This is a genomic window from Mesorhizobium sp. WSM4808 (assembly GCF_055811675.1).
The window spans coordinates 48,219-70,839 of the sequence record NZ_JBVVQX010000017.1 but is presented as its reverse complement, the minus strand read 5'-3'; the positions used below and the strand labels follow the sequence as shown (position 1 = coordinate 70,839).

The following is a 22,621-nucleotide window of genomic DNA, read 5'->3' as shown; positions in this document are numbered from 1 at the left end:
CGGCCCGCAGATGCGGGCCGTGCCTCAATCCAGATTGCCGCCCCAAATGTCGGCTTGTGTCAGGCGGGCGCCTTGTCGCTGACGAACACGTCCACTTCGCGTGCTGCCGCGATGAAGGCGCGCCTGGCGTTCATCGCCGGCTTGTCGCCGGCGAGTGCGTCATGGCAGGCCTGCAGGGCCGCGCGATGCTTGGGGCTGCGCTTGCCGGGCCAGCTGTTGAGGAGGTAGTCGGAAGCCTCACGCGCCGTGCGCAAGAGCTGAGTGCTTCCCGCCGCGACTGACTTCACAGTCACAGGTGTTTCAAATCGGTTGTTTTCCATGGCCGCTCCTTACGCCATCGGCGTCTGCGAAGCGAGGCGAAAGTGCGCATAGGTCCAGACGCCGCTTTGCGCCCCTTCATCCATTAAGCAGCAACGACGGCAAAGCCTCTGGCGCGAAGACCGCGCCGATCGTTGGCCAGCGACGTCACCAGCCGGTCGCGGCTGCCGACGATGTGGCCTGACAGCAGGCGCGCGGCTTCATCGGCGTCGCCAAGGCGTGCCGACGCCAGTATGGCGCGATGTTCAGCCCAGGCGCGGCTGAGGGCCGCTTCGTCGCGGACCTCCAGCCAGCGCGCCCGCGACAGGCGCGTCATGGCATCGCGCACCGCCCGGAACAGGAATTCATTGCCCGACAGACGAGCCAGCTCGATGTGAAAATCCATGCCGACGCGATGCCATTCCTCGCGCGGCGTGTCGTTGTCGCAGGACTCGAGCATCGCCTCGATGACATCGACGGCGCTCCGGTCCGCCAGGCCGCATGTCAGGCGAAGCGCCGCAACCTCGACCGCTTCCCTGTAGACGGCGATCTGCTCGAGTTCAGCCAGATTGATCGGCGACACCGTCCAGCCCCGTCCGTCCCTGCCGACCAGGCCCTCGGTCTCGAGCCGCAGAAGTGCTGCCCTGACAGGGGTTCGCGACGCGCCGAAGCGGCTCTCGATCCAGCGCTCCGTCAGCTTCTCGCCGGGACCGATCTCGAGGCCCAGGATCATTTGCCGAAGCTGTTTTTCGACGCTCTGCATCTGCGACATTGTCGTTTCCATTTTCTGATCGTTGCTGGCGATCGTCTTGCCGGCCGCCTTTTCCGATCACGTTTGAGACGGTCGCATTGACAGCGGTCAAGCTTGCGTCCATCAGGAACACCATCTTGGTATCCCAAATTGGTATCCGCAGCAAGCATCGATAAGAGTTGCTGGGACAGGACATATGACATGCAGCAGCAGAGCACGCCCCCGGCGACCGACAGCACCTACAACATCCACTGGCGGCGCAATCTGTTCGTGTGCGTTGCCGGATCGTTTTCGACGCTTGTCGCCATGACGCTGCTCTTGCCGTTCCTGCCGCTCTATATCGAGCAGCTCGGCGCCGAGGGCCACGCGGCGATCGTGCAATGGTCGGGGTTTGCCTATGGCGCGACGTTCTTCGCGGCGGCGCTGGTGGCGCCGCTCTGGGGACGTCTCGGCGACCGCTACGGCCGCAAGGTGATGCTGGTTCGCGCCAGCTTCGGCATGGCCATATGCATGTCGCTGACCGGCATGGTGCAGACGGTCTGGCAACTGGTGCTGCTGCGGCTGCTGATCGGGTTTGCCGGTGGCTATTCCTCGGGATCGACCATCCTCGTTGCCATGCAGACGCCGAAGGAACGCTCCGGCTGGGCGCTGGGCCTGCTGTCGGCCGGCATCACGGGTGGGGCTCTGGTCGGCCCACTGGTGGGCGGCGCCCTGCCGCCGCTGATCGGCATCCGCGCCACCTTTCTCCTCTCCGGCGGCGTCATCTTCCTGGCGTTCCTGGCAACCACGTTTCTGATCAAGGAGAATCCCCGGCCGAAAACAGCAGACGCCGCGTCGAAGCAGAAGCAGAAAGGCGGCTGGGCACAAATCCCCGACAAGCGGCCTGTCGTCGCCATGCTGGCGACCGGCATGCTGTTGAGCTTCGCCACCATGTCGATCGAGCCGATCATCACCGTCTATGTGCAGCAACTCATCGAGGACCAGAGCCGCGTCACGCTGATATCAGGCGTCGTCATGTCGGCGGCGGCCCTTGGCGCCATCCTGTCGGCTTCGCGCCTCGGCAAGCTCGCCGACCGCGTCGGCCACTGGAACGTCATCATCGGCGCGCTTGCCGTCTCGGCACTGCTGCTGATCCCGCAGGCCTTCGTCACGCAAAGCTGGCAACTCATCGGCCTGCGTTTCCTGATGGGCCTGGCGCTGGGCGGGCTCTTGCCCTGCATCACCAGCGTGATCCGCCACAATGTTCCCTATGGGGTCGGCGGCAATGTGCTCGGGTTGTCGATTTCCGCCCAGTATGTCGGGCAGGTCGCCGGTCCCCTGCTCGGCGGCTTTGCCGGTGGCCATTTCGGCATGCGCTCGGTGTTTCTGGGTACATCCGTCTTGATGGCCGGGGGCGCGGTGTATAACTGGCTCGCACAGTCGCGCCGCGAACAGGACATGCTCGCCAAAGCCGGCAAGTCCTGACGGGATTGGGCATCGCCTGATATTACGGAGCTATGGACATGAGCACGGCCGAACGACCTTCCGACAACAGCGGCCGTATCCTCGTCCTGGCCGGCGGCCTGTGCGGCGCCGCCGGCGTGGCGCTGTCGGCCGCGGCAGCGCATCTGGGCGGCGCCTTCGTCGGCACCGCCGCATCCTTCCTGCTGATGCATGCGCCGGTCTTCCTCGCCGCCGGATTGCTTGGGGCGAACCGGATGCTGCACATCGGCAGCCTGATCCTGCTGGTTGGGCTTCTGCTGTTCTGCGGCGATCTGCTGGCCCGCGATTTCATCGGGTCGCGGCTGTTCCCGCTGTCGGCGCCGATCGGCGGCACGCTACTCATTACCGGCTGGCTAGCGATCGCCGCCTCGGCGCTGGGGCGGCCACGTTCCTGACGCCTTTGAGCGCCCTGCCCCGATAACAGACCTCCGCCAATCAAACGTCGTTTGTAGTGCCGTTAGTCCTGCCGGTCTCGGGCTGGATGAGCAATTCACGATTGCGCCGCCGCAGCCTTCCCAACCGACGCCGCTCCGGCCGTTCGGAAGCCGGCGCGATGCCCCAGTAGTTGCGGTAGATGTCTTCGAACAGATAGCTGACGGGATGCATGATGTGCGCTCCTTTTAGTCCTTGAATCGATCCAATCGACAGGCGCGAAAAACCGACCCCGATCAGCTCCGCTTGCGCTCCACAAGGAACCGCAACTCGTGAACCCATGGGCTGGCTTTGCCACGGCGCTTCTGCGTCGTGGTGTTCGACGAGATGCTCCAGTCGTTGCGGTAAATATCTTCGAAGAGAAAATTGACGGGATGCATGGCACAACTCCCCTAAATATGTTGAATCGATCCAATTTAGAGAACCGCCGTTCGCTTGGATCGATTCAAACATACGCCTTGCCGAGACTGTGATCAAGTCAAAATTTGAACCGATCCAACGAAAGTGTTAGATGGAAGGAATTCAGGAGACGAAGATGGCGCCATTGACCTCTGCAAAGACAAGACCGGTCCGTCTGGCGGACATTGCCAAGGCGGCCGGCGTGTCGCACGGCACCGCGTCCAACGTGTTCGCCCGGCCGGACATCGTGCGCGAGGAGGTCCGCGAGCGGGTCAAGGCGGCAGCCGAGGCCATGGGATATGGCGGACCGGATCCCAAGGGCCGGCTGCTGCGCGCCGGCAAGGTCAATGCCATCGGTGTCGCGACCGCGGAACCCCTCTCCTATTTCTTCGACGACCCCTTTGCCCGGGTGATGATGGCCAGCATCTCGCAGGCCTGCGACGCGACCGGTGCGGGGATTTCGCTGGTCTCCGCAGCCAATAACGAACAGCTTGCCTGGAACATCCAAAGTGCGTTGGTCGACGGTTTCATCGTCTTTTGCGTCGATGGCGGTTCAAGGCTGGTCGAACTGGCGCGTGAACGCAAACTCCCTTTTGTTGCGCTCGATCTCGATTCGGACGACGACGACGCCGTCGCGGCGATCGGCGTCGACAACATCGCCGGGGCTGGCCTGGCCGCCCGCCACCTGACCGAACTCGGACATCGCCGCTTTGCCGTGCTTACCCTGCCCTGTGCCGACGCAGGCTTCGGCCCTACCACAAGGGAGCAGGTGGAAATGGCCCTCTACTCCGCTACGCGCGACCGCTTGCGTGGCTATTTCGCTGAACTCTCCCGGGTCGGCGTCGACGTCTCGCGGGTGCCTATCTACGAAACCGTCAATGACGAGAAGAGCGTTTGGGCCGGCCTCGACCATATTTTCGCCGGTGCCGAGACGCCGACAGCCATTCTGGCGATGTCCGACAGGATGGCGCTCCATGCGCTGGACTGGCTGCGGCAGCACGACATTGCGGTGCCGGGCGATGTTTCGGTCGTCGGCTTCGACGGTGTTCCGGAGGGGGCGGTTTCCAAGCCGCCGCTGACCACGATCGTCCAGCCGATCGCCGAGATGGGCCGCCTTGCCGTCAAGGCGATCCTTGAAAATGACGGTTCGTTCAGCCGGCAATCGCTGCCGGTCCAACTCGTGGTGCGAGCCTCATCCGGCCCCTCGCCCGCCTGAGCTCAACGGCCCATTCTTGTCGCCATGGCCGGCATCGCGAAGGATGCAGCATGGACGGGCGGTGCGGCGTTGTGAGCCGGCCTGCTTTTGCCGGACCAGCCAAGGCCCGATAGCCATTCGAGATAGTAGGCGAGCGCGAACTGCATGACGATGCCGGCCGATATCAACAGGCTGTCATAGGCAAATCCGCCCGGATTGATCAGCTTCAGCACTTGCGCCGCCATTGCAAGCACCGTGCCGGCAATGAAAACCGGCAGCGATCGTTTGCCCAATATGACAAGCGGATGATCGCGTCCGGTGCGAAACAGGTTCGAGACCGCCGGGAATGCCACGATCAGGTAGCTCACCGCCAATATATGCAGCAGCCTCGGCAGCGACAGGAACGTCTTGTCGAAGCCGGTCAGCACCGGAGGCAGGCCAAACCAGGAGATATGCCCCCAAAGCGGGCTGTGCACCCAGACCAGTGCCACAGCGGTGTAGGCCAAGGCCGCGCCAACCAGCCAGCGATTGACCGGGATGGTACCGCCGCGACGCACATGCAGCGTGCCTGCCAAGCCGATGTTGAAAAGGAACTGCCACGACAGCGGGTTGAGAAACCAGAAGCCGGGCTCGGGATAGTTGGGCGGAGCAATTTGATAAACCCCCGCGACCAGCCACAGGGCGCCGGAGGCGACCAGTGCCAAGACCGGCCGATAGCTGACAATGAGCAGGAACACCGGCGTCAGCAAGAGCAGCACCGCATAGACGGGCAGTATGTTGTTGTAGCCGAGTTGGTGGCCGAGCGTCACGATGCCGATCAGCACCTGCGGCGTATTCTTGATCAACGGCTCGATGTTGATCATCGTCAAAAGCTCCGGCCGCCTGGCAAACACCGCCGCGGCGCAGAACATGGCCATCACCACCATGGTGGTGACGATGTGGGTGGCATAAAGCACACCGGCGCGGCGCAACATCTTCAGGGTTGCCAGCAGCCGGTTTCCGGGCTCGAATTTCCTGCCATAGGCGAGCGCGACCGAAATGCCGGAGATCAGCACGAAGACTTCCGCCGCATCGGAAAAGCCGAAATTCTTGTAGGTCAGATACTCGAAGGCGGTACCTGGCACATGGTCGACATAGATGGTCAGCAAAGCGAGAGCACGGAGCACGTCTATGCGCGTGTCGCGCTCAGTGCGATCGGGGACACGCTTATCGCGGTCCGAGACACGCGAATCGCGGTCTGGGACACGCGAATCGCGGTCCGGGGAAATCTGGGTGGTCATCGACAAAAAGGCCTCAAAGCTGGTTGTTCATGCCGGGCAATGCGCCCCCCGGCGCACCGCTTCGATTCCTCCCGAAGGAATGTTATCGGCGGAGAAACGGACTGTAATGCGCCCGGTTCAATCAACTTTCGCGGAGCTTGAAAATATTGCGTTTTGAAGCCGGCAAATTGAGCGAAACCTCATATAATCAAGAGGATGCGCGATGATCGAAGAGACCTCACAAGATGGTGCGCTGCGGCGTGATCTGGCCTTCAGCTACCGGCTTTACAGCCCGGCGGATTCAACCGGCGAATGTCTCTTCCTGCTGCATGGATCGGGTGTCGACGAGACGACATTGGTGCCGCTGGCACGAGAGATCGCACCGCGGGCCAAGCTGATCGCGGTGCGTGGCCGCATTGTCCAGGAGGATGGTTTCCGCTGGTTCGCGCGCATCACGCCGACACGCTTCGAACAGCACAGCATCCGCACCGAAACCGATGCCTTTGCGGGCTTCGTCGCCGACGCGGCCACACGCCACCATCTCGATCTCTCACGCGCGACGTTCCTCGGCTATTCGAACGGCGCCAATCTGGTTTCAAGCCTGATGCTGCTGCATCCGGGCCTTGTCGAACGCGCTGCATTGCTGCGGCCGATGCCGGTGCTCGATCACGTGCCGGCGACGGATTTGTCAAAGGTGCGCGTGCTGATGATCGCCGGCGCCGCGGATCTCACCTATTCGCCCTTCGCCCCTGCTCTGGTGACATTGCTCAGCCAGCATGGCGCCGAGATCGACGCCCGGATTGTCCCATCAGGTCATGAATTCGGCAGCGCCGACGCCGCAATCGTCAGGCAATGGCTGCGGGGATCGGCGGCGTTGGCGACGGCAGGCTGACAGGCTCGCCGGCATGACCAGCCTGCCTACCCTCGTCCCATCCGGTTCCAGGCATCCAGTCCGGCGATCTTGTAGGCTTCGGCGAGCGTCGGATAGTTGAAGGTGTTGTTGACGAAGAAGTCGACGGTGCCGCCGAGATTGATCACCGCCTGGCCGATGTGGATGAGTTCGGTGGCGCCCTCGCCGATGATGTGCGCGCCGAGCAGACGGCGCGTTTCGACCGAGAACAACAGTTTCAGGAAACCGGTGTTGACGCCCATGATGTGGCCGCGCGAGGTTTCGCGAAAGCGCGCCACGCCGATCTCATAAGCCGCACCGCTCTCACGCACCTGTTCCTCGGACTGGCCGACCGTCGAGATTTCCGGCACCGCGTAGATGCCATAGGGAAAGGTCTCCGGTGGTGGCGGCAACGGCACGCCGAAGGCATGGCAGGCCGCCACTCTGCCCTGCTCCATCGAAGTCGAGGCCAGGCTCGGAAAGCCGATGACGTCGCCGGCGGCGTAGATGTTGGGCACGCTGGTCTGGAACGTATGCGGGTCGACCTTGATACGCCCTCTGGAGTCGGCATCGATGCCGACGACATCCAGGCCCAGGTTGCCGACATTGCCGGTGCGGCCGGCGGCGTAGAGCACGACCTCTGAACGAATGGTGCGGCCATCGGCCAGTTCCACTTCGGCGGCGTCCGGCTTGGAGCGGATTTCCTTCACCGCGCTGCCCAGCCGGATGGTCATGCCGCGATCGCGCATCTGGTGGATGAAATCGTCGACGATCTCGCGGTCGACGAAATCTAGGATGGAGTTCCGCGGCTCGACCAAGGTTACCGGCACGTCGAGCGCGGAAAAGATCGTTGCATATTCGACCCCGATGACGCCGGCGCCGATCACCGTCAGCGTGCGCGGCAAGCGGTCGAGTTCCAGCATCTCGTCGCTGTCGAAGATTCGGGTCTTGTCGAAAGGCACATCGCGCGGCCGGTGCGGCCTGGTGCCGACCGCGATCAGCGCATTGGCAAAACCGACCTCGCTGTAATCGCCGGTGTCGGTGGTCAGGCTGACCTTGTTGGGGCCAAGGAATTTCACCGCAGCCCGGGCGCTCTTGACCGTGTTGCGCATGAACTGGTGCTGCAGCACCTCGACCTCATGGTCGAGCGTCTTGTGCAGGCGCTCGACCAGATCGCCGACCGAGATATCCTGCTTGACCCGGTAGCCGCGCCCGTAGAAGCCGCGCTCACGCCAACCCGAAAGGTTGAGCACCGTTTCGCGCAGCGTTTTCGACGGGATGGTGCCGGTATGCACCGAGACACCGCCCAGACGCCGGCCGCGATCGACCACCAGCACCGATTTGCCGAGCTTGGCCGACTGCACCGCGGCCCGGCGACCGGAAGGGCCGCTGCCGATGACCAGCATGTCGTAGTCCATATTGCCCCGTCCCCTGCCATGTGCGCTTTTGCTGCGCCGCAGCAAGCTAATGCTATCCGCGCCGCAAATTCAACCGGTTCAGATTGCGCCTAGCGCCTTGAAGGCCGGCGCACCGCAAGAAGCCCGATCTTGATTCCGCCACAGGCCTTCACCATTTCATGGCTGAACGGTCCGCACCCTATGTCGGACCTTGTTACGAGGAAATGACATGAACGCGCGCGTTCTCGACGGCGAAATCATCACCAGCAGGCTCGGCGATGTCAGGGCCTATGACGGCGTGCGCACGAAGCGCATCCTGGCTTTCGTGATCGACTATGTCATCGTCGCGCTGCTTACCATTCCGTTTGCCATTCTGGTGTTCTTCCTCGGGCTTTTGACCCTCGGGCTTGGCTGGATGCTGTTCGGTATCCTGTTGCCGACTGTGGCCATCCTCTACATCTGGAACACGCTGGGCAGCACCGACCAGGCCACCACGGGCATGAAGATGGTGGGCATCCGCCTCGACCGGCTCGACGGGAGGCCGATCGACGGCCTCACCGCGGTCGTCCATTCGGTGCTGTTCTGGGCCGGCAATGTCATCCTGTCGCCGCTCGTCCTGCTGGTGACGCTGTTTTCCGACCGCAAGCGCACCTTGCACGATCTTTTGCTTGGCACGGTCGTCAGCCGCACGGACCGCTGAAACGGCCCTCTGAAGAGCAGTCGCAACCGATTGAGCACAAATGTGAAGGCGTCGAGTCGACCACGCTCACATAATCCTGTTGAATTTTTCGCCGTCCGCGCCAAAGGTAGAGCGATTCGAAGGAGTGTTTCCAAGGCTCGATGACGCAGCATCCGACCCAGTCGCCGCAGTTCTTCCTGACCGCGCCGTCGCCGTGCCCCTATCTCGACGGCCAGTTCGAGCGCAAGGTGTTCACGCACCTGGTTGGCGACAAGGCGGCGGAGATGAACGACCTCTTGACCCAAGGCGGCTTCCGGCGCTCGCAGAACATCGCCTACAGGCCGGCCTGCGAGACCTGCCGCGCCTGCGTTTCGGTACGCATCCTCGCCCAGGAATTCGTCGCCAGCCGCAACATGAAGCGCGTGCTGCAGCACAATTCCGATCTCGTCGGCCACATGCACAATGCCGAGCCTTCGACCGAACAATATTCCCTGTTCCGCAGCTATCTCGATGCCCGCCACCGCCGTGGCGGCATGTCCGATATGACGGTGCTCGACTATGCGATGATGGTCGAGGATACCCATGTCGACACCAAGGTGATCGAGTATCGGCGGCGTGGACCAGACACGTTCATCACCGGCAAGGGACAGGGCGAGCTGATCGCGGTGGCGCTCACCGACAAGATGGCCGACGGCCTGTCGATGGTCTATTCCTACTTCAATCCCGATTTCGAGGAACGGTCGCTCGGCACGTTCATGATCCTCGACCACATCGCCCGCGCCAGGGCGATGGGCCTGCCCCATGTCTATCTCGGCTACTGGGTCAACGGCTCGCGCAAGATGAATTATAAGATGCGCTTCATGCCGCAGGAGCATCTCGGCCCGAAGGGCTGGGAGCGCTACACCAACGAAGCGGTCGCGCGCTGATTACTCTTTCCCAAGTCCGGGCTTAAACATTTTCAATCGAGACGATGCTGGTCTTTCCGCTGATTGGCGGAGAGCGTGCGATTGCGCCGGTCCGCCATCCTCTCCCGAATTCATTGTGAAAGTCGCTGCATGTCGTCTCACGATACTCACACCAAAGGACTTCTGCTCACCGCATTTGGCGGGCTGACGCTGACCGTGGACATCCCGCTGATCCGGCTCGCCCACGGCGAGGCGTGGACAATCTTGCTGCTGCGCACCGGCTGCACCTTGGCCGCGGCACTGATCATGTGGACCATCTGGCGCTCGTTCAGCAAGGATGCGCCGCAGCTGATACCTGGCTGGTCGGGCCTGATCGTTGCCGCGATCTACGGGCTCGGCGCGATTGCGTTCATCACAGGCGTCTACAACACCTCGACCGCCAACCTGGTGTTCATCCTGGCCTTCACAACCATGTTCGCCGCGCTGCTTTCATGGGTGTTCCTGAAGGAGCGGCCGCGGCCGCTGACCTTTGCGGCATTGGCCATGATGATTGTCGGCGTCGTCATCATCGTCGGCGATTCCGTCGGCACCGGATATCTGTTCGGCGACCTGATGGCGTTGTGTTCGGCCTTCCTGATCGCCTGCGCCATCACCATCTCGCGCGCCAGCGGCAAGGATATGGGCTTTACCTCACTGATCGGCGTCGTCCTGCCTTTCGGGCTGGCGGCGTTCATGGTTTCCAAGACCGGCTTTCAGGTCGAGGCGCCCTGGTGGATCATCCTCAACGGCGCCGTCATCATGCCGATAGCGTTCTTCTGCCTTGCCGCCGGGCCGAAATACATTTCGGGCCCTGAAGTGGCGATGTTCTACCTGCTCGAAACCGTGCTGGCGCCGGTCTGGGTGTGGATGATCTTTGCCGAAACACCGACGCGCGACAGCCTGATCGGCGGCGCGATCCTGATCGTCACCCTGATTGCGCATTCGCTGTGGCAGCTTCACGAAGGACGCAAGCGGCGTGGCGACCTTGCGGTGCAACATCCGGTCTAAGGCGCGTTGAGATCAGGCGCTGGCCTTCTTCGCCACGTCAGGTTCCGGCAAGGCTTCTATTTGCAGGCCGGCTTCGATTTCGGCTGGCGAGCCGGGGGCGATTTCGTCGGCCAGTTCCACCTCGCGAAGCCATTCGCGCCAGATTGCGACCAGCAGGGCCATCAGCACCGGGCCGATGAACAGACCGAGAAACCCCATGGTCTTGACGCCGCCGATGAGGCCGAAAAACGTCGGCAGGAAGGGCAGTTTTATCGGCCCGCCGACCAGCTTCGGGCGCAGTGTCTTGTCGACGATGAACAGTTCGACCGCACCCCAGAGGAACAGTGCCAGCCCGGCCATCGGCGAGCCGCTGGCGGCCAGATAGATCGAGACCAGCGTGAACGACAGTGGCGCACCGCCAGGGATCAGCGCCATGACGCCGGTCAAGGCGCCAAGCGTGACCGGCGACGGCACGCCGGCCAGCCAGTAGGCGATGCCCAGCACCAGGCCTTCGCCGATGGCGATCACGGTCATGCCGGTCACGGTCGACGAGATCGTCGCGGGCACGACGCGCGAAATCCGTTCCCATCTGGTCGGCAGGATGCGTTCGCCGAGACGGTCGACCTGGCCGGCAAAATGCTCGCCGTCGCGATAGGCGAAGAACAACGCGATCATCATGAACAACAATGTCAGGAGCAAGCCGAAAGCGCTGCCGCCGGCGGCCAGCACACCGCGATAGATGCTGCCGATGTTGGCGCCGCTGACCAGCTGGATCAGTTCACCAATGCCGCCTGGATGGCCGAAATTGGTCGTCCATTGCTCGTTCAGCCACTCGCCCACGACAGGCATGGTGGCGATCCAGTGCGGTGTCACCGCGCCATGACGGTTGGTCTCGATCGCCCAGGCGACCCATTCGCGGACCTCGTTGATCGCATAGGTGCCGGCGAGCGCGATCGGGATCACCAGGAAGGCGAGGATGAAGAGGATGGCTAAGGTCGCGGCGATGGTGCGGTTGCCACTGACCGCGACAAGCAGGCGGCGGTAAAGCGGCCAGCTTGCGAAAGCGATGACGAGCGCCGCCAGCACCGGAAACAGGAAGCCGTGGAAGAAATAAACGCCGGCGGCGACGATCAGCACCAGCAGCCAGCGCGCCGCCGACAGCGGCGGGATGACGGCGGACCTGAGCGGCGTCGACAGGCCGAACAGGCGTTGCTGCCGTTCCGGTTTCTGGATTTTTGCTTCCTTCAAACGCCTGGCTCTCCCAAACACCCCTCCTGTCTATGCACTGATATAGTGCAGCAATCGTGACGATAGTCCAAATGATTGGGGATCTCCCCCCTCGAGGGGGAGATGGCCGGCAGGCCAGAGGGGGTCGCCGCGCGTGAAGCGCTAACCTCCTCTGTTCGCAAAGCAGGAGGTCGCGTCCAGTCGTGCCGACCCCCTCTGTCGCCTTTGGCGACATCTCCCCCTCAAGGGGGGAGATTAGCAGCGCTACCCAAATTTCCCCGTCCTCGGGAATCCCTTCGGCACCATCCGTCCGGCCGACGCGCGGGCACCGATCCACTCGGCCAGTTCCTCGCGCGACCTTGTGAAGGTGCGGTCGGCCGAATCCTGCCAGGAGAGGCCGGTCTCCAGCGTGAACGGCTTGAGATCGAGAAGGCCGCCATCCTTGTATTTCTGCAGCCGCACGCCCTTGCCGCGGCCCATCTCCGGAATCTCGGCGAGCGCGAACACCAGCATCTTGCGATTCTCGCCGACGATGGCGAGATGGTCGCCGGTGACCGGGATGCAGCGCTTGGCTTCGTCCGGCGCCTTGACGTTCATCACCTGCTTGCCCTTGCGGGTGTTGGCGACGACCTCCTCCTCCGGCACGATAAAACCGTTGGCGTCGTGCGAGGCCAGCAGCAGCTTGCGCTTCGGGTCGTGGACGAAGGCGGTGACGATGTCCTGGTCATTGTCCATATCGACGATGATGCGGATCGGCTCGCCATGGCCGCGCCCGCCAGGCAGCCGGTCGGCGCCGATGGTGTAGAATTTGCCGCCGGTGGTGAAGACCAGCACCTTGTCGGTGGTCTGGGCATGGAAGGCGAGCTTGAGGCTGTCGCCCTCCTTGAAGGTCAGCGTCGAGAGATCGGCCAGATGCCCCTTCATCGCCCGCAGCCAGCCCTTTTCCGACACGACGACCGTGACCGGCTCGCGCTCGATCATGGCGTGTGCGATGTCGGTCAGATCATGCTCGGGCGCGTCGGCGAACTGGGTGCGGCGCTTGCCGAGTTCGGTCTCCGGACCGAACTTGTCGCGGATGTTGGTGACTTCCCATTTGATCGTCGCCCACTGCTTCTCGTTCGAAGCAAGCAGTGCCTCGATCTGCTTCTTCTCCGCGCTCAGGCCATCGAATTCCTTGCGGATCTCGAATTCTTCAAGCTTGCGCAAAGCGCGCAGCCGCATGTTGAGGATGGCTTCGGCCTGGGTGTCGGTGAGCGACCAGCGGGCCATCATCACCTGCTTTGGCTCATCCTCCTCGCGGATGATCCTGATCACCTCGTCGATGTTGAGGTAGGCGATCAAATAGCCGGCAAGTATCTCCAGCCGTCTTTCGATCTCGCCAAGCCGATGTTTCGAGCGGCGGATCAAGACCTCGCGGCGGTGCTCGAGCCATTCCTGCAGCACGCCCTTCAGCGACAGCACGTTGGGCACCTTGCCGCGCGACAGCACATTCATGTTGAGCGGGAAGCGGCTTTCGAGTTCGGTCAGCTTGAACAGCGATTCCATCAGAATGCCGGGATCGACCGAACGGCTCTTCGGCACCAGCACGACGCGGACGTCCTCGGCGCTTTCGTCCCTGATGTCCTCGAGCAGCGGCAGCTTGCGCGCCATCAGCAGTTCGGCGATCTTCTCGATCAGCCGCGCCTTCTGCACGCCGTAGGGTATTTCGGTGACGACGATGCTCCAGGTGCCCCTGCCCTGGTCCTCCTGGAACCACTTCGAGCGCACGCGAAAGCCACCGCGGCCGGTTTGATAGGCTTCGAGGATCGAGGCGCGGCTGTCGACGATGATGCCGCCGGTCGGGAAATCCGGCCCCTGGACAAACTCCATCAGCTTCGCCACCGGCGCGTCCCGGTTTTCGATCAGGTGAAGTGCGGCATCGCAAAGCTCGGCGGCGTTGTGGGGGGGGATCGATGTCGCCATGCCCACCGCGATGCCGGACGAGCCGTTGGCCAGCAGATTCGGAAAGGCGCCGGGCAAAACCACCGGCTCCTCGTCTTCTTCATTGTAGGTCGGCCGATAATCGACGGCATCCTCGGTGATGCCGGACAACAGTTCGGTCGCCACATCGGTCATGCGCGCTTCGGTGTAGCGCATGGCGGCGGCGTTATCACCGTCGATGTTGCCGAAATTGCCCTGCCCGTCGACCAGGGGATAGCGCATCGAAAAATCCTGCGCCAACCGCACCAGCGCGTCATAGATCGACTGGTCGCCATGCGGGTGGAACTTGCCCATCACCTCGCCGACGATGCGGGCGCATTTGGCAAAGCCCTGGTCGGGGTTAAGCCGCAGCAGACGCATGGCGTGCATGATGCGGCGATGGACCGGCTTCAGTCCGTCGCGCACATCGGGCAGTGCCCGGTGCATGATGGTCGACAGCGCATAGGCCAGATAGCGCTCTTCCAGCGCCTTCTTCAGATCGACCGGTTCGATATGATCGCCACCGCCATTTTCAGGCGGCAAAAGCCTTTTTCCCATGGGCTCGGACTAGCTGAGCGGGTGATTCGCGGCAATAGCCCGACAGAGATACCGGCCCTTCTGCAACATGAAACCGCACCCCGGGGGATGTCGGCCAACATCAGCCTGTTACATGCGGGTTCTATGGCCAAGCGCGACGATATCCGGCTATCGGCTCTTCATGACAAATTCACCGGTTTGCGCAAAGACGGTGGGATCGGGTTTGCCTTTCATCGCGATTTTTGACCAATGTGCCGGGACACGCCTTTTTCCGGTCCAGTTCGTCACGGAATGGTGATGGCGCAAATAATTGAAAAACAATTTCAGGACACTCTCAGGGACCTTGCGATGACAATCAAACGCTCAACTCTTAGGAAATTGGCCCTTTCGACCTTCTTGCTCACGCTGCCGCTGAATGCGGCCCTCGCACAGGATACGGCAGTGGCCGACCGGCTGAAGGCCGCGCTTGTCGCACAAGGTGTCGACATCACCTGGACCGGCGTGACCGGCGACAACACCAGCATGGTGCTGCAGGGCGTTGCCATCAAACCGGCGGCGGAGAAGGAAGCGCTTCCCATCGGCGACGTCAAACTCGAAGGTGTGACCGAGGCAAATGGCGGCTATGACATCGCCACCGTATCGACGGCTGCCTTCACACACAGCAAGGACGGCGTCACCCTCGACCTCAGCCCCTTCGTCATCCATGACATGACAGTTCCGGCCGACGGCGCCACCGGCCCGCTCGGCTCGCTGATGATGTACAAGTCAGCCGAACTCTCGAACATGACCGTCAAGGTCGCCGACAAGACCGCCTTCTCGATGGATGGACTTGCCATCGAGATCACGCCGCCGGCGGACGGCAAGGCGATGGAATTCACCGCCACCACGGAGAAATTCAACGCCGACCTGACGCTGGTGGACGATCCGAAGTCCAAGGAAGTCATCAACGCGCTCGGCTACCAGAACATCGCGGGCAATCTCGAAATGGCCGGCACCTGGCAGCCCACGGACGGCAAGATGGAACTGTCGAAATACGACATCTCGGTCGAGAATGCCGGCACGCTCGGCATGACCTTCAATCTCGGCGGCTACACGCTGGACTTTATCAAGTCGCTGCAGGAAATGCAGAAGAAGATGGCTGCACAGCCTGAAGGCGCCGACAATTCGGCGCAAGGCATGGCCATGCTCGGCCTGTTGCAGCAGCTTTCGTTCAACAGCGCCTCGATCCGCTTCGACGACGATTCGCTGACCAACAAGGTTCTGGACTATGTCGGCAAGCAGCAAGGCATGTCCGGCAAGGACATCGCCAACCAAGCCAAGGCGATCGTGCCGTTCGGCATGGCGCAGCTCAACAATCCGGAACTGACGGCGCAGGTTACGGCCGCGGTCAGCAAATTCCTCGACGATCCGAAGAGCCTCGAAATCTCGGCCGAGCCGCCGGCATCGGTGCCGTTCGCACTGATCATGGCGGGCGCCATGTCCAACCCGCTTGACCTGCCGAAGACGCTCGGCGTCACCGTCAAGGCCAACGAAGACTGATCGAAGTAGTTCCCTTCTCCCCGTCACTATACGGGGAGAAGGTGCCGGCAGGCGGATGAGGGGCAGCGCCGACGCCTACAAATTGCAATTCATGCCGAACCGATTGCCTGTCAGAAGGCGTCAGCTGCAACGGCCGTTCGCCAATTGCCCGCATCCGCGCTGCCCCTCATTGTCCTGCCGGACATTTCTCCCCGTATAGAGACGGGGAGAAAGGGCAGTTGCAACGCCGCCGTCAGTCCTTCTTGGGCACGGCAACGCGCAGCGCCAGGTCGCGAAGCTGCTGCGGGCTCGCTTCCGACGGTGCGTTCATCAACAGATCGTAGGCCTGCTGGTTCATCGGGAACATGGTGATCTCACGCAGGTTCTTGGCGCCGAGCAGCAGCATGACGACGCGGTCGACACCGGCGGCCATGCCGCCATGCGGCGGCGCGCCATACTGGAAGGCGCGGTAGAGGCCGCCAAAGCGCTCCTCGACCGTGGCGCGATCCAGCCCGACCGTCTCGAATGCCTTGACCATGGTTTCGGGCAGATGGTTGCGGATACCGCCGCTGGCGATCTCGAAGCCGTTGCAGACCATATCGTACTGGAACGCCTTGATGCCGAGCAGGTCCTCGCCATTCAGCGCATCGATGCCACCTTGCGGCATCGAGAACGGGTTGTGGGCGAAGTCGATCTTCTTCTCTTCCTCGTTCCACTCGAAGAACGGGAAGTCGACGATCCAGCACAGTTCGAAACGCTCGCGGTCGACAAGGTTCAGCTCCTCGCCGGCACGGGTGCGCGCAGCCCCCGCGAAGGAGACGAACTTCTTCGGATCCCCGGCGACAAAAAAGGCCGCATCGCCGTCGGCAAGGCCGAGTTGAAGGCGGATCGCCTCTGTGCGCTCCTCGCCGATGTTCTTGGCGAGTGGGCCGGCGCCTTCGAGCTTGTCACCCTCCTTGCGCCAGAAGATATAACCCAGCCCCGGCTGGCCCTCGCCCTGCGCCCAGGAATTCATGCGGTCGCAGAAGGCGCGGCTGCCGCCGGTCTTTGCCGGAATGCCCCACACCTCGGCCTTCGGATCGTTGGCCAGGATGTTGGCGAACACCTTGAAGCCGGAATCGCGAAAATGGTCGGAAACGGCCTGCATTTCGATCGGGTTGCGCAGGTCCGGCTTGTCGGAACCGTATTTGCGCATGGCCACATCATAGGGGATGCGCTGGAAATTCTGCGTCACCGGCTTGCCGTTGGCGAAGGTCTCGAAGACCCCGCGCATGACAGGTTCCATGGTCGAAAGCACGTCGTCCTGCTCGACGAAGCTCATTTCAAGGTCGAGCTGGTAGAACTCACCAGGGAGACGATCGGCGCGCGGGTCCTCGTCGCGGAAGCAGGGCGCGATCTGGAAGTAGCGGTCGAAGCCCGACACCATGATCAGCTGCTTGTACTGCTGCGGCGCCTGCGGCAGCGCGTAGAAGGTGCCGGGATGGATGCGCGACGGCACCAGGAAGTCGCGCGCGCCCTCGGGCGACGACGCGGTGAGGATCGGCGTCGAGAATTCGGTGAAGCCGACCTCGCCCATGCGCTTGCGCATTTCCGCGATGATTTTTGTACGCGCAATGATGTTCTTGTGCAGCGTCTCGCGGCGCAGATCGAGGAAGCGGTATTTCAGCCTGATATCCTCGGGATAGTCAGGCTCGCCGAACACCGGCAGCGGCAATTCCTTGGCGGCCGACAGCACCTCGATCTCGCGGGCGAAGATCTCGATCTCGCCGGTCGGCAAATTGGCGTTGGCGGTCTCGGGCAAACGCGCCTTGACCTCGCCGTCGACCCGAATGACCCACTCGCCGCGCACGGTTTCGGCGACCTTGAAGGCAGGAGAATCCGGATCAGCGACGATCTGGGTCAGGCCATAATTGTCGCGCAGGTCGATGAAGAGAAGGCCGCCATGATCGCGCACGCGATGCACCCAGCCCGACAGGCGAACGGTCGAGCCGACGTCGCTCTTCCTCAACTGGGCACAGGTATGGCTGCGGTAACGGTGCATTGTCATTGGTAAGGTCCGGGGTGCTGGGTTGCAGGCCGAAGCATCCGGCCTGAAAATTTGCGCGAAAAGCGCATGGGAGGCCGGATTTGTCAAGGCAACAGCCCGGGTTGGTATCTCGGCCCCGCTTTCCCAGGCGACCTATGAGCCCAGTGCCGATAGGCGAAGACGCTGAGCAAGGTGATCGACGACCAATGCAGCGCTGGCGGACGACGTTGCGGCACGATGAAGGCGAATCTCCGCCCCCGGCAGCGGCGGTACATGCCGGCCGGGATGGACATCTCGCAGGCCTGGCGCAAGCATGCTGCCTTTAACCACGGTGACCGCCAGGCCCTGTTCGACAATTGCCTCCGTGGCTGAGAGGCTCGGGCTGACATAGGCCAACCGCCATGGCCGGCCTGCCTTGTTGAGCGCCTCAATGGCCCAGGAACGAAACAGGCAATCGGGGCTCGACAGAGCGACGGGCAGCGGATCGAGTTCCTCGACGGCCCGCGTCGCCGCCGCCGCCCAAATCGCCCTTTCGCGGCATATCAAATCCCCCTCGGTTGTGCCTTCCGGGTGCATGGCGATGACGGCGTCGAACGACGACCCAAGCCGTTTCAGGAGCCGGGTGGTGAGACCAATCTCCATTTCGACCTGCACCAACGGAAATCGCTCGGCGATGCCGGCAAGGAGGCGCGGCAGGATCTTGGTGCCATAATCTTCCATGACCCCGATGCGAACCTGTCCGGCCACCTGCTGACCGGAAACACGCGCAATCGCCTGCTCATTGAGAGCAAGTATGCGGCGGGCATCGATCAGAAAGCCCTCCCCGGCGGCGGTGAGTTCAACGCGGGCTGTCGAGCGCGCGAACAAGATGGTCTCGATGCGCTCCTCAAGACGTTTCACCTGCAAGCTGACGGCCGCCTGCGTTCTATTGAGCTGCTCGGCGGCTCGCGTGAACGAGAGGCGCTCGGCAACGACGACGAAGGCCCGCAGAAGGTCCGGATCCAGATTCGGGATGCTCATTATTCGATTCCTTATGGCCCGCCTTCCCGATATTCCCGGTTCCGAGCCAGCAAGGTCGGGAACCATGGAAATCACAGGAGTGCTCGCCGCGATTCTCTCCAGCGCTTTTGGGGGCACCGCCGTTGGCGCAACGCGATATCTCGCGGGCACGCTCGATCCTCTCGCTATCGGTGCGGTCCGGTTCGGCGGCGGCTTTCTGGTTTTGGCCGCCGTAGCCCTTTGGCGGCGGGACATTTGGCCGCCGAAGAGCGACTGGCTCGGCACCGGTGCATTGGGTCTTCTGTTCTTCGGGCTGTTTCCGGTGCTCTTCAATGGCGCCCTTGTCTACACGACGGCCGCGCGAGGTGCGCTCGCGCTTTCGACACTGCCCCTGCTCACCATGCTTGCCGCGGCCGTTATGAAGATCGAGCCGCCGACCATCCGCAAGATCGTCGGTGTCCTGATCGCAATGGCAGGAGTGGCCGTAGCGGTCGGCACGAGCCTGACGACTGCTCCCCCAGATGCCTGGCGCGGAGATCTTCTCATGGTCGCGGCCGCTTTCTGCATGGCGCTCTACAACGTCTGGTCGAGACCATTTCTATCCCGCACCGCGCCAATCCCGTTCGTGGCGTTTGGCATGGGCGTGGGCGCGGTCTGCCTATCGGTCCTGGTGGTTTCGAGCGGAGGCTTCGCGCGACTTGCCACTCTCAGTGCACCTCAGTGGATCGCGAGCGCTTATCTGGCCATAATTTGCGGCGCCTTCATTTTCTTCCTTTGGGCATTCGCGCTCGAGCGCGCGCCGCCGACACTGGTTGCCGTCTCCGTTGCGGTGAATCCGGTGACGGCATCGATCTTCGGTGTTGTCTTCCTGGGCGAACAAGTGAGCGCGAACCTGATTGTCGGGCTGATGGCAGTCCTCGCAGGAATAGGCGTCGCAACGGGAGCAGCCGAGCGGCTTGGCCTGCGGCCCGACGATCGGCAGTCACGTCGAAGGCAGCCCTGAGCGCTGACCAAGCAAAACGGGGGAAACGAATCCAGGCGAATACAGCGATCATCCCTGTTGGCGCAGGGAATTGCTGCTGGCGTTGGCCAGGGCGATGGTCCAAGAAGGGATCACCGACACGTGATCGCCTCTTCATGTCCTCCATCCGCCCGATGATCCCGCTTCTTCTCGCCGCCGGCATCTTGCTCGGCGGCAATGGGCTGCAGAGCACGCTGATCGCGCTGCGCGGCGCGCAGGAAGGGTTTTCGGCTTCCGACATCGGCCTGATGGGCACCTTCTACTTCGCCGGCTTCCTGCTCGGCTGCCTGGCCATCACCCGCATCATGAAGGCGGTCGGCCATATCAGGGCATTTTCGGCGCTGGCGGCAATCGCCTCGGTCGGCACCTTGCTCCTGGTGCTGGTCATCGATCCGGTGATGTGGTGCGCGGTGCGCCTTGCTGGCGGCTTCTGCTTCGCCGGGCTGTTCACCATCGTCGAAAGCTGGCTGAATTCCGGCGTCGGCAATCACGACCGGGCACGCGTGCTGGCGATCTACCGGATGGTCGACATCGGTTCGGTGACATCAGCCCAGTTCCTGATCCCGGTCTTCGGCGCCGGCGGTTTCGCCATCTTCGCCATCATGTCGATGATGATCACCTTGTCGCTGGTGCCGGTGTCGCTCGGCGACCGCTCCAACCCGGCACCACCCGAAGAGGTCAAGCTCGACCTGGCGCGCGTCTGGCGGATTTCGCCGCTGGGCTGCTTCGGCTGCATCGCCGTCGGCGTCACCAACAGCGCCTTTCGCACCTTGTCGCCGGTCTATGCCGAGCAGATCGGCATGTCGGTCGCCGATGTCGTCACCTTCGTCAGCGTCGGCATCTTTGGCGGCGCCATCATCCAGTATCCGCTTGGCTACCTCTCCGACCGCTGGGATCGGCGCCGCGTGCTCTTGATCACGACCTGCTGCGCGATGCTTTCGGCGCTGGCGCTGGTGTTCATCGCCGGCAGCAATCCGGCGCTCAACTTCATCCTCATCTTCATCTTCGGCTGTTTCGCCATGCCGCTCTATTCGCTGTCGGCGGCGCATTCGAACGATCGCGCCGACACGGGCGAGTTCGTGCTGATCAATGCGGCGCTGATGCTGTTCTATTCCTTCGGCGCCATTGGCGGCCCGTTCGCCGCCTCGACGGCGATGCAATATTTCGGACCGGGCGCCCTGTTTGTATTCAGCGCGGTGGTCTATGCGATCTTCATCGCCGTCATCCTTTACCGCATGCAGGCCCGGTCCGGTGTGCCGGCAGGCAGGCGCGGCCGCTTCACCGCGCTTCTGCGCACTTCGACGGTTTTCGCGCGGCTGGCCAGGAGAAACGACGATTCCGATGGTCCGGGAACCTGATGATGGCGGTGCCAAAGCTTGACGAAAGCCCCGGCGGCTGAAATCTAGGAAGACCTTACTCCTGTCAAAAGCGATTTGATGCACGTCATCACCACCCAGAAAGAACTCGAGACCGTTCTCGCCGCTTTCGAAAAGTCGGATTTCGTCACCGTCGACACCGAATTCATACGAGAAACGACGTTTTGGCCGATCCTGTGCCTCATACAGATGGCCGCACCCGGCGTGACGGCGTTGATCGATCCGCTGGCTCCCGATATCGACCTGAAGCCGTTCTTCAGGCTGATGGCCAACGAGGCGGTGGTCAAAGTCTTCCACGCCGCGCGGCAGGACATCGAAATCATCGTCCACCTCGGCGATCTGGTTCCGCATCCGGTGTTCGACACGCAAGTGGCGGCGATGGTCTGCGGCTTCGGCGACAGTGTTTCCTACGATCAGCTCGTGCAGCGCATCACCGGCGCACGGCTCGACAAGTCATCGCGCTTCACCGACTGGCGCCACCGGCCGCTTTCCGACAAGCAGCTCGACTACGCGCTGGCCGACGTTACGCATCTCATCGAGGTCTATCAGCACCTCAGCGCCGAATTGGAGCGAGAAAACCGCGCCCATTGGCTCAACGAGGAGATGGAGGTCCTGACCTCCCGCGAGACCTATGATCCTCATCCCGAGGACGCTTGGAAGCGGCTGAAGATGCGGTTGCGGAAACCGCAGGAACTGGCGATCGTGCAAGGCGTTGCGGCGTGGCGCGAGCGCGAGGCGCGCGAACGCGACGTGCCGCGCGGCCGCGTTCTGAAAGACGACGCGATCTACGAGGTGGCGCAGCAGGCGCCGCGCGACGCGGCAGCCCTCGGCAAGCTGCGCACGACGCCGAAGGGCTGGGAGCGCTCCTCGACGGCAACGGCGCTGCTTGGCGCGGTCAACACCGCGCTTGCTTTGCCCAAGGAAGAGATGCCGAAACTGCCAAAGAGTTTCCAGCCGCCCGAGGGCTCGAGCGCCGCGGCGGAACTGTTGAAGGTGCTGCTGCGGATCGTTGCCGAAAAGGAGGGCGTCGCTTCCAAGGTGCTGGCCTCCAGCGACGACATCGACCGTATCGCCGCCGAGGGCGAGGAAGCCGACGTACCGGCGCTGCAAGGCTGGCGGCGCGCGGTGTTCGGCGAGGCCGCGCTCAAGCTGGTACGCGGCGAGATCGGCATCAAGTTCGACAAGCGCAAGATCGCGGTTTTCGACCTTTAGGCGAACGGACTTCCCTTCTCCCCTGTGGGAGAAGG

The 22,621-nt window shown here is 62.8% G+C and carries 22 protein-coding genes; 12 read left to right on the top strand and 10 right to left on the bottom strand.

What is annotated here, in order from left to right; translation table 11 throughout:
* Positions 1 to 59: 59 nt before the first annotated feature.
* On the bottom strand, positions 60 to 320 hold the full coding sequence (locus tag AC0L2U_RS26670) for a DUF982 domain-containing protein (protein ID WP_013532263.1): 261 nt from the start codon (positions 318 to 320) through the stop codon (positions 60 to 62).
* 83 nt (positions 321 to 403) lie between these two features.
* Positions 404 to 1,069: a GntR family transcriptional regulator gene (locus AC0L2U_RS26665; protein ID WP_127810711.1), complete on the bottom strand. Its 666-nt coding sequence runs from the start codon at positions 1,067 to 1,069 to the stop codon at positions 404 to 406.
* Between the two features lie 180 nt (positions 1,070 to 1,249).
* Here AC0L2U_RS26665 and AC0L2U_RS26660 point away from each other — a divergent pair, with 180 nt between their 5' ends.
* Both AC0L2U_RS26660 and AC0L2U_RS26655 read left to right on the top strand, forming a co-directional pair.
* Positions 1,250 to 2,512 carry a multidrug efflux MFS transporter gene (locus AC0L2U_RS26660; protein WP_473602876.1) on the top strand — a complete coding sequence of 421 codons (1,263 nt, stop codon included), beginning with the start codon at positions 1,250 to 1,252 and terminating at the stop codon, positions 2,510 to 2,512.
* A 38-nt stretch (positions 2,513 to 2,550) separates the two neighbouring features.
* Positions 2,551 to 2,925 carry a DUF423 domain-containing protein gene (locus AC0L2U_RS26655; RefSeq protein ID WP_473602875.1) on the top strand — a complete coding sequence of 125 codons (375 nt, stop codon included), beginning with the start codon at positions 2,551 to 2,553 and terminating at the stop codon, positions 2,923 to 2,925.
* Positions 2,926 to 2,965: 40 nt separating this feature from the next.
* On the opposite strand, the gene AC0L2U_RS26650 is transcribed toward AC0L2U_RS26655, so the two are convergent.
* Both AC0L2U_RS26650 and AC0L2U_RS26645 read right to left on the bottom strand, forming a co-directional pair.
* Positions 2,966 to 3,136: a hypothetical protein gene (locus AC0L2U_RS26650; protein ID WP_473602874.1), complete on the bottom strand. Its 171-nt coding sequence runs from the start codon at positions 3,134 to 3,136 to the stop codon at positions 2,966 to 2,968.
* A gap of 62 nt (positions 3,137 to 3,198) precedes the next feature.
* Entirely contained in the window at positions 3,199 to 3,342 is a 144-nt protein-coding gene (locus AC0L2U_RS26645) for a hypothetical protein (RefSeq protein WP_473602873.1), read from the bottom strand.
* Positions 3,343 to 3,497: 155 nt separating this feature from the next.
* Here AC0L2U_RS26645 and AC0L2U_RS26640 point away from each other — a divergent pair, with 155 nt between their 5' ends.
* Entirely contained in the window at positions 3,498 to 4,577 is a 1,080-nt protein-coding gene (locus tag AC0L2U_RS26640) for a LacI family DNA-binding transcriptional regulator (RefSeq protein WP_127329911.1), read from the top strand.
* A 2-nt stretch (positions 4,578 to 4,579) separates the two neighbouring features.
* On the opposite strand, the gene AC0L2U_RS26635 is transcribed toward AC0L2U_RS26640, so the two are convergent.
* The gene (locus AC0L2U_RS26635) at positions 4,580 to 5,836 is read right to left on the bottom strand and encodes an OpgC family protein (protein WP_473602871.1); all 1,257 of its coding nucleotides are present in this window, start codon (positions 5,834 to 5,836) and stop codon (positions 4,580 to 4,582) included.
* Between the two features lie 202 nt (positions 5,837 to 6,038).
* Between AC0L2U_RS26635 and AC0L2U_RS26630 the strand changes: the two genes are divergently transcribed.
* Positions 6,039 to 6,707: an alpha/beta hydrolase gene (locus AC0L2U_RS26630; protein ID WP_128364416.1), complete on the top strand. Its 669-nt coding sequence runs from the start codon at positions 6,039 to 6,041 to the stop codon at positions 6,705 to 6,707.
* A gap of 26 nt (positions 6,708 to 6,733) precedes the next feature.
* On the opposite strand, the gene sthA is transcribed toward AC0L2U_RS26630, so the two are convergent.
* Positions 6,734 to 8,122: a Si-specific NAD(P)(+) transhydrogenase gene (gene sthA, locus AC0L2U_RS26625; RefSeq protein WP_127267508.1), complete on the bottom strand. Its 1,389-nt coding sequence runs from the start codon at positions 8,120 to 8,122 to the stop codon at positions 6,734 to 6,736.
* 208 nt (positions 8,123 to 8,330) lie between these two features.
* Between sthA and AC0L2U_RS26620 the strand changes: the two genes are divergently transcribed.
* The 3 genes from AC0L2U_RS26620 to AC0L2U_RS26610 all read left to right on the top strand — a co-directional run bounded on the left by AC0L2U_RS26620 (position 8,331) and on the right by AC0L2U_RS26610 (position 10,732).
* Positions 8,331 to 8,801: an RDD family protein gene (locus AC0L2U_RS26620; protein ID WP_473602870.1), complete on the top strand. Its 471-nt coding sequence runs from the start codon at positions 8,331 to 8,333 to the stop codon at positions 8,799 to 8,801.
* Positions 8,802 to 8,941: 140 nt separating this feature from the next.
* Positions 8,942 to 9,706, top strand: a complete 765-nt coding sequence (locus tag AC0L2U_RS26615) for an arginyltransferase (protein ID WP_023810205.1) — start codon at positions 8,942 to 8,944, stop codon at positions 9,704 to 9,706.
* A 129-nt stretch (positions 9,707 to 9,835) separates the two neighbouring features.
* Entirely contained in the window at positions 9,836 to 10,732 is an 897-nt protein-coding gene (locus AC0L2U_RS26610) for a DMT family transporter (protein WP_473602869.1), read from the top strand.
* Between the two features lie 12 nt (positions 10,733 to 10,744).
* Here AC0L2U_RS26610 and AC0L2U_RS26605 read toward each other — a convergent pair whose 3' ends face one another.
* A complete protein-coding gene (locus AC0L2U_RS26605) occupies positions 10,745 to 11,959 on the bottom strand; it encodes an AI-2E family transporter (protein WP_292137861.1) in 1,215 nt (404 codons plus the stop codon).
* A gap of 243 nt (positions 11,960 to 12,202) precedes the next feature.
* A complete protein-coding gene (gene parC, locus AC0L2U_RS26600; protein ID WP_127408842.1) occupies positions 12,203 to 14,455 on the bottom strand; it encodes a DNA topoisomerase IV subunit A in 2,253 nt (750 codons plus the stop codon).
* Here parC and AC0L2U_RS26595 point away from each other — a divergent pair.
* Positions 14,411 to 14,680 (top strand): hypothetical protein, encoded by a 270-nt coding sequence (locus AC0L2U_RS26595; RefSeq protein ID WP_189367782.1) that lies wholly within the window; start codon positions 14,411 to 14,413, stop codon positions 14,678 to 14,680. The two genes, parC and AC0L2U_RS26595, sit on opposite strands and share 45 nt — an antisense overlap.
* A 102-nt stretch (positions 14,681 to 14,782) precedes the next feature.
* A complete protein-coding gene (locus tag AC0L2U_RS26590) occupies positions 14,783 to 15,973 on the top strand; it encodes a hypothetical protein (protein ID WP_127267503.1) in 1,191 nt (396 codons plus the stop codon).
* A gap of 232 nt (positions 15,974 to 16,205) precedes the next feature.
* On the opposite strand, the gene aspS is transcribed toward AC0L2U_RS26590, so the two are convergent.
* Positions 16,206 to 17,993 carry an aspartate--tRNA ligase gene (aspS, locus tag AC0L2U_RS26585; protein ID WP_164873999.1) on the bottom strand — a complete coding sequence of 596 codons (1,788 nt, stop codon included), beginning with the start codon at positions 17,991 to 17,993 and terminating at the stop codon, positions 16,206 to 16,208.
* Between the two features lie 138 nt (positions 17,994 to 18,131).
* Positions 18,132 to 18,998: a LysR substrate-binding domain-containing protein gene (locus AC0L2U_RS26580; protein ID WP_127810720.1), complete on the bottom strand. Its 867-nt coding sequence runs from the start codon at positions 18,996 to 18,998 to the stop codon at positions 18,132 to 18,134.
* Between the two features lie 79 nt (positions 18,999 to 19,077).
* Here AC0L2U_RS26580 and AC0L2U_RS26575 point away from each other — a divergent pair, with 79 nt between their 5' ends.
* The 3 genes from AC0L2U_RS26575 (at position 19,078) to rnd (ending at position 22,586) form a co-directional block, all read left to right on the top strand.
* A complete protein-coding gene (locus tag AC0L2U_RS26575) occupies positions 19,078 to 19,980 on the top strand; it encodes a DMT family transporter (RefSeq protein ID WP_348639554.1) in 903 nt (300 codons plus the stop codon).
* Between the two features lie 134 nt (positions 19,981 to 20,114).
* Positions 20,115 to 21,356, top strand: a complete 1,242-nt coding sequence (locus AC0L2U_RS26570; RefSeq protein WP_127273376.1) for an MFS transporter — start codon at positions 20,115 to 20,117, stop codon at positions 21,354 to 21,356.
* Between the two features lie 78 nt (positions 21,357 to 21,434).
* Positions 21,435 to 22,586 (top strand): ribonuclease D, encoded by a 1,152-nt coding sequence (gene rnd, locus AC0L2U_RS26565; protein WP_127272735.1) that lies wholly within the window; start codon positions 21,435 to 21,437, stop codon positions 22,584 to 22,586.
* The last annotated feature ends 35 nt before the right edge of the window (positions 22,587 to 22,621 follow it).

Bases quoted from the DNA above. Each gene is read 5' to 3' on its own strand.
- AC0L2U_RS26670 (WP_013532263.1), bottom strand. From the start codon at position 320: ATGGAAAACAACCGATTTGAAACACCTGTGACTGTGAAGTCAGTCGCG.
- AC0L2U_RS26665 (WP_127810711.1), bottom strand. From the start codon at position 1,069: ATGTCGCAGATGCAGAGCGTCGAAAAACAGCTTCGGCAAATGATCCTG.
- AC0L2U_RS26660 (WP_473602876.1), top strand. From the start codon at position 1,250: ATGCAGCAGCAGAGCACGCCCCCGGCGACCGACAGCACCTACAACATC.
- AC0L2U_RS26655 (WP_473602875.1), top strand. From the start codon at position 2,551: ATGAGCACGGCCGAACGACCTTCCGACAACAGCGGCCGTATCCTCGTC.
- AC0L2U_RS26650 (WP_473602874.1), bottom strand. From the start codon at position 3,136: ATGCATCCCGTCAGCTATCTGTTCGAAGACATCTACCGCAACTACTGG.
- AC0L2U_RS26645 (WP_473602873.1), bottom strand. From the start codon at position 3,342: ATGCATCCCGTCAATTTTCTCTTCGAAGATATTTACCGCAACGACTGG.
- AC0L2U_RS26640 (WP_127329911.1), top strand. From the start codon at position 3,498: ATGGCGCCATTGACCTCTGCAAAGACAAGACCGGTCCGTCTGGCGGAC.
- AC0L2U_RS26635 (WP_473602871.1), bottom strand. From the start codon at position 5,836: ATGACCACCCAGATTTCCCCGGACCGCGATTCGCGTGTCCCAGACCGC.
- AC0L2U_RS26630 (WP_128364416.1), top strand. From the start codon at position 6,039: ATGATCGAAGAGACCTCACAAGATGGTGCGCTGCGGCGTGATCTGGCC.
- sthA (WP_127267508.1), bottom strand. From the start codon at position 8,122: ATGGACTACGACATGCTGGTCATCGGCAGCGGCCCTTCCGGTCGCCGG.
- AC0L2U_RS26620 (WP_473602870.1), top strand. From the start codon at position 8,331: ATGAACGCGCGCGTTCTCGACGGCGAAATCATCACCAGCAGGCTCGGC.
- AC0L2U_RS26615 (WP_023810205.1), top strand. From the start codon at position 8,942: ATGACGCAGCATCCGACCCAGTCGCCGCAGTTCTTCCTGACCGCGCCG.
- AC0L2U_RS26610 (WP_473602869.1), top strand. From the start codon at position 9,836: ATGTCGTCTCACGATACTCACACCAAAGGACTTCTGCTCACCGCATTT.
- AC0L2U_RS26595 (WP_189367782.1), top strand. From the start codon at position 14,411: ATGATCGCCACCGCCATTTTCAGGCGGCAAAAGCCTTTTTCCCATGGG.
- parC (WP_127408842.1), bottom strand. From the start codon at position 14,455: ATGGGAAAAAGGCTTTTGCCGCCTGAAAATGGCGGTGGCGATCATATC.
- AC0L2U_RS26590 (WP_127267503.1), top strand. From the start codon at position 14,783: ATGACAATCAAACGCTCAACTCTTAGGAAATTGGCCCTTTCGACCTTC.
- aspS (WP_164873999.1), bottom strand. From the start codon at position 17,993: ATGCACCGTTACCGCAGCCATACCTGTGCCCAGTTGAGGAAGAGCGAC.
- AC0L2U_RS26580 (WP_127810720.1), bottom strand. From the start codon at position 18,998: ATGAGCATCCCGAATCTGGATCCGGACCTTCTGCGGGCCTTCGTCGTC.
- AC0L2U_RS26570 (WP_127273376.1), top strand. From the start codon at position 20,115: ATGTCCTCCATCCGCCCGATGATCCCGCTTCTTCTCGCCGCCGGCATC.
- rnd (WP_127272735.1), top strand. From the start codon at position 21,435: ATGCACGTCATCACCACCCAGAAAGAACTCGAGACCGTTCTCGCCGCT.